The sequence below is a fragment of the Billgrantia pellis genome, assembly GCF_008297955.1.
Classification (GTDB): domain Bacteria; phylum Pseudomonadota; class Gammaproteobacteria; order Pseudomonadales; family Halomonadaceae; genus Halomonas; species Halomonas pellis.
Map to the genome: position 1 here is coordinate 138,285 of NZ_VTPY01000007.1, position 15,622 is coordinate 153,906.

The window sequence follows — 15,622 nt, forward strand, 5'->3', positions numbered from 1 at the left end:
ACGTGTCGAACGTCAGGAACGAGGAGTCTCGCATGGCCAACCAAGACCTTCCCTCCGGCGCCGGCAAGGTGGCCGACGACTATCCCGAGGTGTGGCGCGCCTATGCCGCACTGGGCAAGGCATGCGCCGAAGCGGGACCGTTGGATGCCCGCACGCGGCGCCTGGTCAAGCTCGCGCTGGCCGTGGGTGGCGGCTCCGAGGGAGCCGTGCATTCGCACATGCGTCGAGCGCTCGACGAGGGGATCGAGCCCGAGGCGCTCAAGCAGGTGGCCATGCTGGCGATTCCCACCCTGGGACTGCCGGCCGGGGTGGCGGCGCTGACCTGGATCGCGGACATCACCGACGCCAGAAGATAAACGACTGCGCGGGCGAAGGGCGTTGCACCCTTTCTGCATTCCGCCTCGACCCGCCGTGCGACATTCCGACACAGGGCTGTCGAGCCCGCTATATCCGCCGTTTTCCCTCTCTTCGCCCGCGTGTTGATCGGCGTCAATGTCTGGCTCCGCTCGGAGCTGCTAACCTAAACATGCATCAAATATGCATCTTTAAGGGGTGGGACGCGCCGACCTCGGCCGCAGGTCCCGTAGGCAAGCCAAACTAGCAAGGGGGGATGGCCATGACCGAAGGCCTCACCAAGGCGGCGGCGCGCAACATTTTCTATGGCGGTTCGCTGTTCTTCTTCCTGTTGTTTACCGCACTGACGGCACACAGCCACTGGTACATGGTGAACAAATCCACCGACAAGGCGGGACTCACCGAATCCGTCGAGCTGGGCAAGCATGTGTGGGAGAAGAACATGTGCATCAACTGCCACAGCATCATGGGCGAAGGCGCCTATTTCGCTCCCGAATTGGCCAACGTCTGGGAGCGTTATGGTGGCCATAGCAATCCGGAGGGCGCGCGCATGGCGCTGACCGCCTGGATGCGCGCCCAGCCGACCGGCGCGCCGGGGCGTCGCCAAATGCCGTATTTCGATCTTAGCGACGAGGAGATGACCGCGCTGATCGATTTCCTCGAGTGGACCGACTCCATCGACGACCAGAACTGGCCCCCGCACCCCGCCGGCTAATGCCGTGCGAGGTGAACCCGGGATGAGGCAAGGAGAACGATACCGATGAAATACGAAACCCAGAAGGTGGCCCTGCCATTCTTCGCCGTGGCCATGGCTCTCTTCGCACTGCAGATCGTCTTCGGCCTGCTGGCGGCGACGGTTTATGTGTCCCCCCACTTCTTGGCCGAGATGATGCCGTTCAACATCATGCGCGTCAGCCATACCAACTTGCTGATCGTGTGGCTATTGATCGGCTTCATGGGCTGTACCTACTACCTGATGCCGGAAGAGGCCGAGCAGGAGATCCACAGCCCCGGCCTGGCCTACCTGCAGCTGGCCATCTTCGCCTTCGCCGGTGCGGCGGCCCTGGTGGGCTACCAGTTCGGCATTCACGAGGGCCGCGAATTCCTTGAGCAGCCGTTCTGGATCAAGGTGTTGATCACCATTTCGTACCTGATCTTCCTGTTCAACACCAGCATGACCCTGCTCAAGGGGCGCAAGACGGCCATCAACCTGGTGCTGATGCTGGGCCTGTGGCTGGCGGCGGTGTTCTGGCTGTTCGCCTTCTACAACCCCTCCAACCTGGCGGTGGACAAGCTTTACTGGTGGTGGGTCGTGCACCTGTGGGTCGAGGGCGTGTGGGAGCTGATCATGGCCTCGCTGCTCGGCTACCTGCTGATCAAGATGTCCGGCGTCGACCGCGAGGTCATCGAGAAGTGGCTCTACGTGATCGTCGGCCTGTCGCTGTTCTCGGGCCTGCTGGGCACCGGTCATCACTACTACTGGATCGGCGCGCCGAGCTACTGGCAGCCCATCGGCAGCATCTTCTCGACGCTCGAGGTGATCCCGTTCTTCGCCATGGTGGTGTTCGCCTTCTACATGTTCTGGAAGGGCAGCCGTAACCACCCCAACAAGGCGGCCATGCTGTGGGCGCTGGGCTGCCCGACCATCGCCTTCTTCGGCGCCGGCGTGTGGGGCTTCATGCACACCCTGTCGTTCATCAACTACTACACCCATGGCACCCAGCTCACCGCCGCGCACGGCCACCTGGCCTTCTACGGCGCCTACGTGATGCTGATCCTCGGCGTGATCACCTACGCCATGCCGCAGATCCGCCGCAGCCAGCCCTACAACCAGGTGCTGAACATGTGGGGCTTCTGGATCATGACCTCGGCCATGTGCTTCATGACCTTCACCCTGACCTTCGCCGGTGTCGTGCAGACGCACCTGCAGCGGGTGCTGGGCATGAACTACATGCAGGTACAGAGCCAGCTCGACCTGTTCTACATCATGCGCCTGGGTACCGGCGTGGCCGTGACCGTTGCGGCGGTGATGCTGATCTACTCGTTCTTCGGTCCCGCACGCGAGCAAGTGCCCGCTTCCAGCCGGCCCTTGGCCGCTACCGAGTGACCGTCACTCGATGGGGCGTGCAAACGCCCCATCGAGCCTTCCCCCGGAGTGACGCCCATGTCCCATATCGCTACCGCTTCCGCCCAAGCATTCAAGCAGGAGCTGCCCTACTACGAGCCGGTCGGCAACGAGTGCGCCCTGTTCGAGCAGGCCTACCGGCAGCGCCTGCCGCTGCTGCTCAAGGGACCGACCGGCTGCGGCAAGACGCGCTTCGTCAGCCACATGGCGGCGAAGCTCGGCCGGCCGCTGTTTACCGTGTCGTGCCACGACGACCTGACCGCCGCCGACCTCACCGGCCGCTACCTGCTGCAGGGCGGCGAGACCCGCTGGGTCGACGGCCCGCTGACCCGCGCCGTGCGCGAGGGCGGCATCTGCTATCTCGACGAAGTGGTCGAGGCGCGCAAGGACGTCACCGTGGTGCTGCACCCGCTCACCGATGACCGCCGGCTGCTGCCGCTGGAACGTACCGGCGAGCTGCTCGAGGCGCCCGACGATTTCATGTTGGTGGTCTCCTACAACCCCGGCTACCAGCACATCCTCAAGTCGCTCAAGCCGAGCACCCGCCAACGCTTCGTGGCGATGTCGTTCGATTTCCCGCCGCCCCGCGTGGAGTGCGAGATCGTCGCGCGCGAGAGCGGCCTGGCCTTTGAGCGCTGCGCCGCGCTGGTCAACCTGGCCGCCAGCCTGCGCGCCATGAAGGGGCAGGACCTGGAGGAGGGCGTCTCCACGCGCCTACTGGTCTACTGCGCCACGCTGATCAACGCCGGCATGCCGATCCTCGACGCCGCCTGCGCCACCCTGGTCGAGCCGCTATCGGACGATCAGGACGTGCAGCAGGGGTTGATGGAAGCGATCAAGGCGACATTTGGATAAGCACACACTGCCAAGCTAGGGCGCCGAGGGCAGGCCGCAGCGAAGGTCTTTTGCCATGGGTGAGGAGCATTGCTCTGAACGGGCTGGCCATGGATGGCCAGCACCGGTCCTGCAAGCGGAGCAGGATGCGAGAGCGAAGCAGGGCAAAAGTAGCGCCCAGGGAGGGGTTACAGCGCCTTCGCGCGGGGCCGGCCTTCCGGAGGTCTGCCCTCGGGAAAGCCCCGGCGGTTAACTGAGCTGCATGTCAGTGGTTCCCCGGGAGGGCTGAAGATGCTGGATTTTCTAGAGGTCGAGGAGTTCGTCGGTCGCCGCTGGCACCGCTGGGCCTCCAGTGCGGCCAGCTATCCCGACCACCCCGAGGCGGCGGTACGCCTCGACTCGCTGCGCAACATGCTCGGCGTGTTCTTCCGCAGCAGCGGCGGCGAGGCCGGCGTCGAGGTGGCCGCCATCGCCCGGCGCAACTCGAGCCATCGGCTGTCGTTGCGCCAGCGTCTGGGCCTGGACGAGGAGCCGCTGGACCAGGCACGCCGCGACGAGGAGCACCTGCTGCTGCCGCCGCGCATCGCCTTGTTCCCCCAAGCCGAGCTCAACCGCGACCTCTACCTGTGGTTGACCGCTTATCTTGCCCTGGGCGAGCTTCCGGCCAGGCTCGACGATCCGTTGCAACGCGACCTGCAGGCCCTGCGCCTGGCGCGCCGAACCACCGGGGCGGTGCTCGAACGCTTCCCGGGCCTGGCCGAGCGGCACACCCGCCTGTGCCGGGCGCTGCTCGCGGTGCGGCCCCAGCGCAAGCGCCTGCCGCCCATGGAGGTCGCCCTCGAATCGGCCCTGCTCGCCCAACTGGGCGGCCCGGCGCCCCAGGCGGGCTGGCCGCTCGCCATGCACGATGCCATTCTCGACCCCAGCCTGCCGCTGGAGAACTTCCACGCTCCGCGCGGCTATCGCCCGCCTTTGCCGGTCCCGTTATGGGGCGACGTGGTGGCGCTGGGAACGCGTGCTAGCGAGCGCGAAGCCATCGACGACGACTCCGACGTCGCCGTGCGGCGCGACCCGCAGGCCGACGACGGCGGCAAGCGCAAGGCCGATCGCCGCGAGCAGGACCAGGCCGACCGCGACGACCCGCTGATGCTCAACGCCTCGGAGAAGATGCTCTCCTGGGCCGAGATGGTGAACCTCAATCGTCACGTCGAGGACGAGGAGGAGGAGACGGCCAAGGAGGCCGCTGACCAGATCGACGAGATCGTGCTCAGCCCCCACCGCAAGCAGGCCGCCTCGCGGCTCAAGCTCGACCTCGACCTGGCGCCCGACGAGGCCTGCGGCGGCCGCCTGAGCGGGCGCCACACCTATCCCGAGTGGCACCACCGCAAGCAGATCTACCTGCCCGATCACTGCGTGGTCCTGAGCGACGTGCAGAGCGAGGAGGGCGAGCAGTGGGAGCCCGACGAGGCCACGCGGCGTCGCATTCGCAAGGTGCGCCGCGAATTCGAGGCGCTGCGCCCGCGGCGCGAGATCCTGCGCGGTCAGCTCGACGGCACCGAACTCGACATGGACGCGGTGATCCGCTCGCGCTGCGACCTGGCGGCCACCGGCGAGTCGAGCGACCGGCTCTATCTGGCGGCGCGCCAACAGGCCCGTGATCTGGCGGTGTCGATCCTGATCGACGTCTCGCTCTCCACCGAGGCCTGGCTCGAGGACCGGCGCGTGCTCGACGTCGAGAAGGAGGCGCTGCTGGTGCTGGGGCATGGCCTTGCCGGCTGCGGCGACGACTACGCCATCCACTGCTTCACCTCGCAGCGCCGCCACAAGGTGTGGGTCAATACGCTCAAGGGCTTCGACGAGCCCATGGGCGACCGCGTGGGGCGGCGCATTGCCGCGCTCAAGCCGGGCCACTACACGCGCATGGGGCCGGCGATTCGCCACGCGACCCAGGAACTCGCCAAGCGGCCCAATCGCCACCGGCTGCTGCTGGTACTGACCGACGGCAAGCCCAACGATACCGACTACTACGAGGGCCGCTACGGCATCGAGGACACCCGCCGGGCCGTGCTCGAGACGCGTCAGCAGGAGGTTCGGGTGTTCGGCGTCACCGTCGACAGCGAAGGGCATCGCTACGTGCCGCACCTGTTCGGCCGCGGCAGATACGCCATCGTCAACCGGCCCGAGCACCTCTCGCTCGCCCTGCCGGGTATCTACCGTCAGATCATCGGACACTGAGGAGGCAGGAACATGACACATCCTCGACTCGCCATCGCCGTCGCCATCGGGCTCACCATTGGCCTGGCGGTGGTGCTACCGATCGCCTGGCTGATCCACAACCGCGACTGGGGCGTCGGGCTGATGCTGCTCGTCCCTGTCATCGTCTACGGCCTGATGCGCCTGGCCCGGGTGCTGGAAGCCTGGGCACGCAACCCGCCGCCGCTGCCGCACTCGTCGACCCGCGACCGGCCTCCCCGCTAGCGGCAAGTGAGAGCCAGTAACGCATCGCCCGGCCATTCGGCCGGGCGATGTCGTTCAGCTCCACTGCGGCTCAGACCAGTCGCGGCGTTGCATAACCGGCGCCGATCAGCGCCAGCGTCAACAGCACCAGCCCCACGAAGGTGCCCTTCCAGGCCGGCGTCGACGCGCGCAGGTTGAGATAGACCATCAGCAGCCGCTGGGCCTTGAACCCGGTGGCGACGAGTACCAGCAGCGCCGAGGCCAGCGGCAGCGGCTCCCAACTGGCCTGGTCCAGGCGCGCGGAGAACATCGCCACCAGCGTCAGTGCCATCAGCGTGAGCCAGGTGATCACCAGGCGGCGGGTACCGGGGAGTGCGGTCATGGTCACCTCGTGGGTTGAGAGAGCCCTAAGCGTAATAAGGAGCCCTCAGCGCAACAAAGAGCCTTCAGCGCAGTAAATAGATCAGCGGATAGAGCAAAATCCAGATCAGGTCGACCATGTGCCAGAAGGCCGCCGCCGTCTCGACGTTCTCGGTCGAGGTGCGCCAGGTCACCAGCGTCAGCAGCCCCAGGCCGAACAGCACGTGGGCGAAGTGAAAGGCGGTCAGGCCGTAGTAGTAGCCGAAGAAGAGATGGGTCTCCGGCGTGATGCCGGCGGAGAACTTGCCGCCATACTCGATGACCTTGATCACGCAGAACAGCGCCCCGAGCCCCATGCTTGCCGCCAGCCACTGGCGAGCACGTCGGCGACGGGCGGCGGCGATCGCCTCCACCGCCAGCGCCACGCACAGGCCGCTGGTGAGCAGTACCAGAGTGTTGAGCCCGCCCATCAGCGGGTCGAGCTCACGCTGGGCGGCGTTGAAGCCGGTGACGTCGCCGGCGCGATGCCAGGCATAGAGGGCGAAGAAGGCGGTGAAGACCACTACCTCGCTCAGAATCAGCACCCACATCAGCGGGTTGCCGGGCAGCGTGGAGAGCGGCCCCCAGCCCGGGTTGGGCAAAGGACGGGATTGGTTGGCTTCAGTCATGCAGGCTCACGCTGGCGCCGCCGAGCCACAGGCTGCGCGGGGCCTCGATGGCACGTCCCGCCATCAGCCGATGGATGCCCACCCCGCAGCGCCCCACCATCCAGATCAGGCAGGCGGTGAAGAAGGCGTAGCCCAGCGCCCAGGGCGCCCACGAGGGCGCGCCCATTATTCCCAGCACTTGCCACGCCGCCAGGCAGAGTGCCGCGCCGGCGATGCCGAGCCAGAAGGTACGGATCTGGAACTGCAGGTGGGTGGCGACCCAGTCGGCCACCTGGCGCCGACGCAGATGCGCCACCAGCACGCCGGCCGGGGCCGTGACCACCGCCATGATGCTGCCGAGGAAGAGGATGTAGATCACCGCGGCGAGCTTGGTACCGCGCTCGTCGCCTTGGGCGGCGGTGTGCGGGAAGGTCACGGTATTCGAAGGCATGGCTACCTCCTGGTCGGGTCGGCTGGCAGACGAAGGTTCGCCTGAAAGTTCTCGTTCTACTGTGCCGCAGCCTGGCGAAAACATCCTTGTCGCAGATCAATGCCCGACCGTTTCACTAGGGATTAGGGGGCGGTGGGATGTCGCAGGGTGTACAGGAAAAAGCGGCGACCGAAGTCGCCGCCTTTTGATGCGCCCAACCGGCTTAGCCTTGCTGCGGCTTGGCCTGGCTCGCGGTCAGCTCCTGTTCTTCAATCAGGCGGTCGACGGAGGAGACGTAGTACTCCTCGTCGAACGCCCCTTCCGGTTCCTTCAGCCACACCAGGCAGATCAGCCAGCTGAGGAAGGCGCCGGTGGCGATGATGAAGAAGAACTGGGTTGGGGTGACGAAGGTGAAGATGGTCAGGTAGACCACCGCCCCCACGTTGCCGTAGGCGCCGGCCATGCCCGAAATCTGGCCGGTGATGCGGCGCTTGATCGAGGGAATGATGCCGAAGGTCGCGCCTTCCGCCCCCTGCACGAAGAAGGAGGTAAAGATGGTGATGGCGATGGCGACGATCAACGGCCAGTTCGAGTTGAGCAGGCCCATCAGCACGAAGCCGATGCCGATGCCGAACATGTAGCTGAGCATCACGAAGCGGCGATTGCCCAGGCGGTCGGAGACCAGGCCGCCCATGGGGCGCGCCACCAGGTTGACGAAGGCGAACGAGGCGGCAATCAGGCCCGCGGCGGCGGCGGTCAGCCCCCAGGTCTGCTCGAAGAACATCGGCAGCATCGAGACCACGGCCAGCTCGGCGCCGAAGTTGGCGAAGTAGGTGCTGTTGAGCGCGGCCACGCTGTTGAACGAGTACTTGTCGTCCTCCGGCACGCCCTTCTTCAGGATCGGCACGTTGACACGCAGGATCTGTCCGACTTGGTAGATCACCACCGCGGCAATCGCCACGTAGCAGATCACCGCACCGGTGCTGGAGAGATAGCCCATGCCTTCGATGCGCCATACCAGTATCGCCAGGCAGCCCACCAGCGGGATGGTCCACAGGGTCAGCTTGATCATGTCGCCCCAGGAGCTCACCTCCATGGCCAGCGCCTTGCGCGGTTTGCGGTGGGCCTTGGCATCGGGACCGTCGGTGATGGCGAACCAGTAGTAGATGCCGTAGGCGGCCATGACGATGGCGCTCTGGGCGATGGCCCAACGCCAGCCGTCGGGGCCGCCGTACCAGGCGAGGGCGATGGTCGGCAGGGTCATGGCGGCGGCGGCGGAGCCGAAGTTGCCCCAGCCGGCGTAGAAGCCCTCGGCGAAGCCGATGTGCTTGGGCTTGAACCACAGTGCCGTCATGTGGATGCCGACCACGAAGCTTGCGCCCACGGAGCTCAGCACCAGGCGAGCGACCAACAGTTGGGTCATGGAGGTGCCGAAGGCGAACACCAGGGCGGGGATCGACATGGTGACCATCAGCACCGAGAACACCCGGCGCGGGCCGAAGCGGTCGAGCGCCATGCCCACGATGATGCGCGCGGGAATGGTCAGTGCCACGTTGCAGATGGCGAACAGCTTGATGTCTTCCGGGGTCAGCCAGTCGACGCTCTTGAGCATGCTCGAGGCGAGCGGCGCCATGTTGAACCAGACGTAGAAGGTGATGAAGAACGCAATCCAGGTCAGGTGCAGCGCCCGGACCTCGGGAGTGCGGAACTTGAATAGGTCGGCGACTTTCATGGTCGTATCATCCTGAAGTGAGAGCTCGGACAGCCACGGATAACGGGATCGCGGTTCATGGGCTGGGCAGGATCAGCAACGGACATTCGACACGACGGGCCAGGAAAGCGCTGACCTTGCCGAAGGTCATGTAGTCGAGCTCGTCGACGAAATAGCTCAGCGATTGGGCGATGATGCCGCCGTCGGGCTTGCTGCTGTGGCGGGCGATGACCAGCACGTCCGGCCGGTGCTTCTGGGTGGCGTGCAACAGCATCTTGCGGGCATCGCCTTCGGCCAGTAACCAATCCGCCTCGAAGCCCTCCTGGCGGGCGAAGTCGGCGCCCTCCTTGAGCGCCGCCTTGAGTTCTTCGTACTCCTGCTGGAACAGCGTCTCGTTGGCGTCGGTGGCGTCACCGGGGTTTTCGGCCACGCCGACCAGCAGCAGGGTGGGCGAATTGCAGCGAAACAGGCTGACGCTCTGAGCCAAGGCCAGCTTGGCGTTTCGCGAGCCGTCGTAAGCGATCATGACTTTCATGGCATCCCTCCGCAGAGGCAAGGTAAGAAGCGTGCTCTGGCGTCATGCCAGAGCATCGACGACCGCATCAGGGGTTTTGGACGTAGGCGTTGGGGCGCAGGTAGAACCACCAGTTGATCACCAGGCACACTGCATAGAAGATCGCGAAGCCGTACATGGCGAGCTCGGGGGTGCCGGCCTGGATCTGCTCGCCCATCACCCGCGGGGCGATGAAGGCGCCGTAGGCGGCCACGGCGGAGGTCCAGCCCAGCACCGGGCCCTTCTGGTGCTGGTCGAAGATCACGCCGATGGTACGAAAAGTGGAGCCGTTGCCGATGCCGCTGGCAGCGAACAGAATCACGAACAACAGCATGAACAGGGCGAAATAGCTGTTGGGGTCGGTAGCGTTGTAGGCCAGCATCATCACGTAGCCGGTCACTGCCGAGGCCACCACCATGATCACCGAGACCGCCTGGGTGACAATCGAACCGCCCATCTTGTCGGAGATCCAGCCGCCGATAGGGCGGATCAGGGCGCCGACGAAGGGGCCCATCCAGGCCCAGGTCAGGGCGCTGGGGCCGTCGGGGTTGGCGACACGTGCCACGCTACCGTCGGCGGCGACTTCCATCATGTTGCCGAAGATGACATTGATGGAGAGCGGCAGCGCCGCGGAGAAGCCGATGAACGAACCGAAGGTGAGGATGTAGAGCACGGTCATCGACCAGGTATGCTTGTTCGAGAAGATGGCGAACTGCTTCTGGATGTTGGGCTTGATCTCGCCGGGCAGCAGGCGCATCAGCCCCAGGGTCAGCACGATGGTCAATGGCAAGGCGAGCCACATGCCCAGCAGGTTGAGCGCGAACATGCCGACGATGCTGGTGGCGGCGCCCACGGCATAGAGGCCGAGAATTTTGCCGAAGGCCTGCGTCGGCGTGCCCGGGTTGGGCGTGATGGTGCGCAGGTTGTTCATGCCGAACCAGCCGAGGAAGGCAAGCGGCACCAGGAATACCAGCCAGACGAAGCCGGCATTTTGGATCCAGGTCGGCGTGCCTGCCTCGATGCGGCCGATCAGCGTGCCGCTGGCACTCTGCAGTTCCATGGCGCCGCCGCCGATGGCGCCGAAGAGGCCCACGGTCATCACCAGCGGAATCAGGATCTGCATGGTGGTGACGCCGAAGTTGCCGAGGCCGGCGTTCATGCCCAGCGCATAGCCCTGCTGTTTCTTGGGAAAGAATGTCGAGATGTTGCTCATCGAGGCGGCGAAGTTACCGCCGCCGATGCCGGAGAGCAGCGCCAGCGCCTGGAAGACCCACAGCGGTGTGCTGGGATTCATCAGCGCCAGGCCGGTGCCCAGGGCCGGCACCATCAGCAGGGCGGTGGTCAGGAATACGGTATTGCGCCCGCCGGCGATGCGGATCATGAACGAGGCGGGAATGCGCAGGGTCGCGCCGGAGAGGCCGGCCAGGGCGGTCAGGGTGAACAGTTCGCTCACCGTGAACGGAAAGCCCAGGTTCTGCATCTGGGTAGTGATCATGCCCCACATCATCCACACCGCGAAGCCCATCAGCAGGCTGGGGATGGAGATCCACAAGTTGCGCGAGGCGATGCGTTTGCCCGTTTGTTGCCAGAATGAGTCGTCTTCGACGTCCCAATGCTCGATGTCGGCATTCCTTGGTCTGCCGGCGCCGAGTTTGCCGATATCGGCACTCGTTTTAGCCATGACGTTTCCCCCTCGTGGTTCCACCAATCCCGTCTTGCGACGTCCGTCCTGACCGGGATCAATTCAGGTTCGTTGTCGCAACGATACGTCGCGCAACAGAGCGGCGAAACCGGCCGAAAAGTTTGGAAAAACAAGGAAATACCTCTTGAGGGGTAGCGGGGGTATGGTTCTAACCTATTGTTTTTGTTATGTGCTTGAGAAACGGCAGGCAAGAAAAAGGCGCCTTGCCGGCGCCTCGAAGTCTTTGGAGGTATCCACACAGAACCACCCCTATCGGTCGATGCCTTCCTGCACGGCCCATACCGCCGCCTCGACCCGTGAGCGCAGGTTGAGCTTCTTCAGCAGGTGCTTGACGTGCACCTTCACCGTGCCCTCGGAGATGTCGAGCTTGCGCGCGATCAGCTTGTTGGAGAGCCCGGCGGCCAGCTCACGCAGGATCTCGCGCTCGCGTTGGGTCAGGCTATGAAGGTCGGGGGTGGCCGGTGCCGTGCGCTGGTTGCGCAGCGCCTCGGCGAGCAGCGCGGTGAGGCTCTCGCTGACCACCATGCGGCCCAGTGCTGCCTGGCGCAGCTGACGCACCATCTCCTCCGGTTCCATGTCCTTGAGCAGGTAGCCGTCGGCGCCGCCGCGCAGGGCCGCGACCAAGTCGTCCTCGTGATCGGAGACAGTGAACATCACGATGCGCCCGGCGTAGCCCGTTTCGCGCAGCGCCTTCAGTGTCTGGATGCCGTCCATGCCCGGCATGTTGAGATCGAGCAGGATCATGTCCGGATCCAGCTCGGCGGCCAGACGCACACCGACCTCCGGCTCGCCGGTGTCGCCGATCAGCTCGAGATCGTCCTCGAGTTCGAGCAGCTGGGCCACGCCGCGGCGCAACAGCGGGTGGTCATCGATGATCAGGAGGCTGGCAGGAGTCTCTTGAGTTGACTGGCCCATGGCGTCTCAATTTCCTTGGTTGTGAAGCGTCGTGGTTTCCGCGGGCTGGCGGGTGATCAGGCGTGCCGTCTGCGGGGTGAAGGTCACTTCCACACGGGTGCCACCCTCGGGCCGGTTGGCCAGGCGCAGCTCGCCCCTAAGCGTATGGGCTCGATCGCGCATGATCACCAATCCGTAGTGCATCGGGGGGGAGTCGCCATCCTCCAGGCCCACGCCGTCATCCTCGATGCGCAGCAGGATACGGGCATTCTCGAAGCGTACCGTCACGGCCGCCCAGTGGGCCTGGGCGTGTTTGTGGATATTGCTCAGCGCCTCGCGGGCGATCTGCAGGAGGTGGATCTCCTCGTTGGGATTGAGCAGATGAGGCGGTACGTCATAGTGCAGCTCCACCGGCGCGCCCATGCGCTCGGAGAACTCGTCGGTGGTCTGCAGCAGGGCGGTCTGCAGGCCGGGCCCCTCGAGCTTGAGGCGGAAGGTGGTCAGCAACTCGCGCAGTTGACGGTAGGCGCTGTTGAGCCCGGTGCGCAGCTCGTCGAATACCGCCGCCTGCCTCTCACGAGGCGCGTCCTTGGCCTGCATGCGCTCCAGTCGTGCCACCTGCATCTTGAGGTAGGAGAGCGACTGCGCCAGTGAATCGTGCAGTTCGCGGGCGATGATGGTGCGCTCGTTCATCAGCGAGACCTGCTGCTCCTCCTCGATGCGCTGCTGCAAGTAAACGGCAGTGGCCAACTGGTCGGCCAGGGCGTTGAGCAGGCGTCGTACGCTGTCGGAGAGACGCTCTCCCTTGGGGTGCCAGATCTCCAGGGTACCCAGCATCTCGTCGCCCACGCTGACCGGCAGCAGCACGCAGTCGCCATTTTCGGTATTGGAGAGGCGCAAGGGACGAGGGGCGATCAAGCAGGCGTGGCAGTCGTGGTCGCGGCAATAGTCGGGACGTCGCGCCGAATGAGTGGCGAGGATCGGCACCTGACGATTGTCGTGGGGATCGTTGAGCGATAGCCGGATGGGGCCGATGTCGAGCAGTTCCGCCACCTGGCGCAGCATGGGCGCAGCGCTGGTGCACAGATCGTTGCCGCCGCCGTAGAGCGAACGGCTGCCGTCATGGAGCACCTGCATCACCTCGCTGCTGCGCTCGAGTTCCCGGGTCTTGCGCTTGACCCGGTCCTCCAGGTCGGCGTAGCTGGTGCCGAGTTCCTCGGCCATGCTGTCGAAGGTGCGGCCGAGCAGTGCCAATTCGTCGGCGCCCTTGAGCCGGGTGCGAACAGTGAAGTTATGCCGTGCCGCTTCGCGCGCCAGCACCATCAGCTGGCGCAGTGGCGCCACCAGGTTGTGGCGGATGTCGTACAGCGCGATGGCGACCACCACGGCGGTCAGTCCCAGGAACAGGATCTGCAGCGCGCTGAGCAGGCGGATCTTGGCTTCGGTATTGTGCTCGAGTTGGGAAACCATCTGGTCGATCTCGCTCACCAGACCGTCAAGGGCGCGATTGAGCGACTCGATGTTCACCGAGCGGGTGTCGACGGCCTCGTTGACCTCGGGGGCCAGCTCGTTATGCCAGTGCGACAGCACCAGGCGGTACTGGCGCCGGAGGTCGTGGGCTTCGGAGACGGGAATGGCACCGGTCAACTCCTCGCTCTGCAGGCGCGCCTCGAAGCGGCGCTTGAGCACGTGCACAGCGGCCTGATGCTCCATGGAAGGCGTGCGCTCGTAGCGCTGGAGGGCGGCGACGATCTGATAGGTGTTCATGCGCAGCGAGCCGGCGACATTGATCGCTGCGGCATCGCCGCGACTGCCGCCGGCTACCGCCATGGTCACCACGATGCTGATCAGGGCCATGGCGCTGATCGCCAGCAGCGAGGCAACGATACGGGCCACGAGGGAGCGTTGCAGCAGTTTCAAGGTGGCGCGAACTCCGAATGATAACGGAACTGAGACACTATACCCCAAGGGGCGGTGCGGAATCTGCCGGGCGTGGCGGGGCGCTGCTACCAAAGAGGTACCTCGTATGCCCTTTTGACCCTGCCGACGGGGTGAACAAGACTCTCTACGATCCCGCCACGAGGCCCACTGTTCATGACGTCCGCCGAAACAGTCCCGGCCGCGGACCTGCAGGTCGACTATCGTTCGCTGGTGGTCGTGCTGCTGTCGCCGCTGGCCTTCGCCCTGGTGTTCGCCAGCTGGACCCTTTTTGCCGTGCTTGGCATCGAACTGAAGCAGGGGCTGGGCTTCGGCGAGGTGCAGTTCGCCGTGCTGTTGGCCATGCCGATGTTCACCGGCGCTCTGGCGGCGCTGCCGCTGGCGGCATTGGCACGCCTGGTGGGCGGCCGGCGGGTGATGATCGGCTGCCTGCTGTGGATCTGTCCGCTGCTATGGGCCATCGCCTATTCCCACGATTACTGGGAGTTTCTGCTCGCCGGCGCCGGCCTGGGGGTGGGCGCCGGCTCGCTGGCCGCGGGGCTGGTCTACGTGGCGGCGCTGTGTCCGCGGCGCCATGCCGGCCTGGCGCTGGGGCTCTACGGCGCCGGCATGCTCGGCGCCGGGCTGACCTATTTCCTGTTGCCGCTGATCAGCCAGGCCTACGGCTGGCCCATGGCGCCCAAGCTCTATCTCCTGCCGATCCTGTTGGTGGCGTTGTTGTTGTGGTTGTTCGCTGAAGACGATCCGCTCCGGCGCGGCGGGCTGCGCGACGTGCCTGCCAAGCTGATGCTACGCTCCGGCGGGCTGCCGCCGCCCGCGGTGTGCCGCCTGGCGCTCTACTACAGCTTCTTCTATGGCGCCTTCGTGGCGCTGGCGCTGTGGCTGCCCGCCTATCTCATGGCGCAGTACCGCCTCCCGCTGATGGCGGCGGCGCTGTGGGCACTGGTCTTCACCCTACCCGGCGGGCTGGGCCAGATCCTCGGCGGGGCACTGGCCGACCGACACGACTTTCGCGAGCTGCGCTGGTGGGTCAGCGCCTGCGTGATGGCCTGCCTGTTCCTGCTCTCCTACCCCGACTTCACCATGCAGATCCACGGCGTGCACGGCGACCTGACGCTGGGCTTCTCCATGCCGCTGGCCGGTTTCGCCGCGCTGCTTGCGGTCATGGGCCTGGCCATGGGCATCGCCAAGGGCAGCCTGATGTGCCTGATCCACCGCGACCACGGTGACGACATGGTGCGCTCGGGCGGGCTGGCGCTGGCCCTCGGCGGGCTGTTCGCCGCGCTGTTGCCGTTGATGTTCGTGCTCGGCAACGAGCGGGTCGGCGTGCGCACCGCCGGCTTCATGTTCCTCTACGCCGCGCTCGCGGTGTGCATGCTGGTGATGCTCTGGGAAGTGAGCAGTCGCGCCCGCTCCCGGCGCCATGCCAAAGGGGACTAACCCCTTTCTCCGGGCCGCCTATCCCCTTGTGGGTAGACAGGGTGTATATGGAGGTAACCGGGCAGTAATCCCCGCTTCGATCCCCCAGAATCCTCTCCAAGCACCTGCCTGACGGTCGTGTCGAATACGTCGCGCGGCACGGCAGGCGGGGTGGCCCGGGCGGCCACGCATCCCATC

At 65.6% G+C, this 15,622-nt stretch carries 15 protein-coding genes; 7 read left to right on the plus strand and 8 right to left on the minus strand.

What is annotated here, in order from left to right; translation table 11 throughout:
- The first annotated feature begins 32 nt into the window (after window positions 1-32).
- The 6 genes from F0A17_RS17825 (at window position 33) to F0A17_RS17850 (ending at window position 5,791) form a co-directional block, all read left to right on the plus strand.
- Window positions 33-356: a carboxymuconolactone decarboxylase family protein gene (locus tag F0A17_RS17825; protein ID WP_149329706.1), complete on the plus strand. Its 324-nt coding sequence runs from the start codon at window positions 33-35 to the stop codon at window positions 354-356.
- Window positions 357-616: 260 nt separating this feature from the next.
- Window positions 617-1,069 carry a c-type cytochrome gene (locus F0A17_RS17830; protein ID WP_149329707.1) on the plus strand — a complete coding sequence of 151 codons (453 nt, stop codon included), beginning with the start codon at window positions 617-619 and terminating at the stop codon, window positions 1,067-1,069.
- 45 nt (window positions 1,070-1,114) lie between these two features.
- Window positions 1,115-2,461, plus strand: a complete 1,347-nt coding sequence (locus F0A17_RS17835) for a cbb3-type cytochrome c oxidase subunit I (protein ID WP_149329708.1) — start codon at window positions 1,115-1,117, stop codon at window positions 2,459-2,461.
- Window positions 2,462-2,518: 57 nt separating this feature from the next.
- A complete protein-coding gene (locus F0A17_RS17840) occupies window positions 2,519-3,334 on the plus strand; it encodes a CbbQ/NirQ/NorQ/GpvN family protein (protein WP_149329709.1) in 816 nt (271 codons plus the stop codon).
- Window positions 3,335-3,604: 270 nt separating this feature from the next.
- Window positions 3,605-5,548, plus strand: coding sequence for a nitric oxide reductase activation protein NorD (locus tag F0A17_RS17845; RefSeq protein WP_149329710.1), 1,944 nt, complete (start codon window positions 3,605-3,607; stop codon window positions 5,546-5,548).
- Between the two features lie 12 nt (window positions 5,549-5,560).
- Window positions 5,561-5,791, plus strand: a complete 231-nt coding sequence (locus F0A17_RS17850) for a hypothetical protein (RefSeq protein WP_149329711.1) — start codon at window positions 5,561-5,563, stop codon at window positions 5,789-5,791.
- A 70-nt stretch (window positions 5,792-5,861) separates the two neighbouring features.
- Here the strand turns inward: F0A17_RS17850 and F0A17_RS17855 are convergent, their stop codons facing one another.
- The 8 genes from F0A17_RS17855 to F0A17_RS17890 all read right to left on the minus strand — a co-directional run bounded on the left by F0A17_RS17855 (window position 5,862) and on the right by F0A17_RS17890 (window position 13,987).
- Window positions 5,862-6,152, minus strand: coding sequence for a hypothetical protein (locus F0A17_RS17855; protein WP_149329712.1), 291 nt, complete (start codon window positions 6,150-6,152; stop codon window positions 5,862-5,864).
- A 64-nt stretch (window positions 6,153-6,216) separates the two neighbouring features.
- Window positions 6,217-6,798, minus strand: coding sequence for a cytochrome c oxidase subunit 3 (locus F0A17_RS17860; RefSeq protein ID WP_149329713.1), 582 nt, complete (start codon window positions 6,796-6,798; stop codon window positions 6,217-6,219).
- The gene (locus F0A17_RS17865) at window positions 6,791-7,228 is read right to left on the minus strand and encodes a DUF4870 family protein (protein ID WP_149329714.1); all 438 of its coding nucleotides are present in this window, start codon (window positions 7,226-7,228) and stop codon (window positions 6,791-6,793) included. The genes F0A17_RS17860 and F0A17_RS17865 overlap by 8 nt, the downstream gene beginning before the upstream one ends.
- 202 nt (window positions 7,229-7,430) lie before the next feature.
- Window positions 7,431-8,939, minus strand: coding sequence for an MFS transporter (locus F0A17_RS17870; protein ID WP_149329715.1), 1,509 nt, complete (start codon window positions 8,937-8,939; stop codon window positions 7,431-7,433).
- A 55-nt stretch (window positions 8,940-8,994) separates the two neighbouring features.
- Window positions 8,995-9,453 carry a universal stress protein gene (locus F0A17_RS17875; RefSeq protein WP_149329716.1) on the minus strand — a complete coding sequence of 153 codons (459 nt, stop codon included), beginning with the start codon at window positions 9,451-9,453 and terminating at the stop codon, window positions 8,995-8,997.
- 67 nt (window positions 9,454-9,520) lie between these two features.
- Complete coding sequence (locus F0A17_RS17880; protein ID WP_149329717.1) at window positions 9,521-11,152, minus strand: MFS transporter; 1,632 nt, start codon at window positions 11,150-11,152, stop codon at window positions 9,521-9,523.
- Between the two features lie 270 nt (window positions 11,153-11,422).
- Window positions 11,423-12,088 carry a two-component system response regulator NarL gene (narL, locus tag F0A17_RS17885; protein WP_149329718.1) on the minus strand — a complete coding sequence of 222 codons (666 nt, stop codon included), beginning with the start codon at window positions 12,086-12,088 and terminating at the stop codon, window positions 11,423-11,425.
- Between the two features lie 6 nt (window positions 12,089-12,094).
- Entirely contained in the window at window positions 12,095-13,987 is a 1,893-nt protein-coding gene (locus F0A17_RS17890; RefSeq protein WP_149329719.1) for a histidine kinase, read from the minus strand.
- A gap of 174 nt (window positions 13,988-14,161) precedes the next feature.
- On the opposite strand from F0A17_RS17890, the gene F0A17_RS17895 reads away from it, so the two are divergent.
- The gene (locus F0A17_RS17895) at window positions 14,162-15,445 is read left to right on the plus strand and encodes an MFS transporter (RefSeq protein WP_149329720.1); all 1,284 of its coding nucleotides are present in this window, start codon (window positions 14,162-14,164) and stop codon (window positions 15,443-15,445) included.
- Window positions 15,446-15,622: the final 177 nt, after the last annotated feature.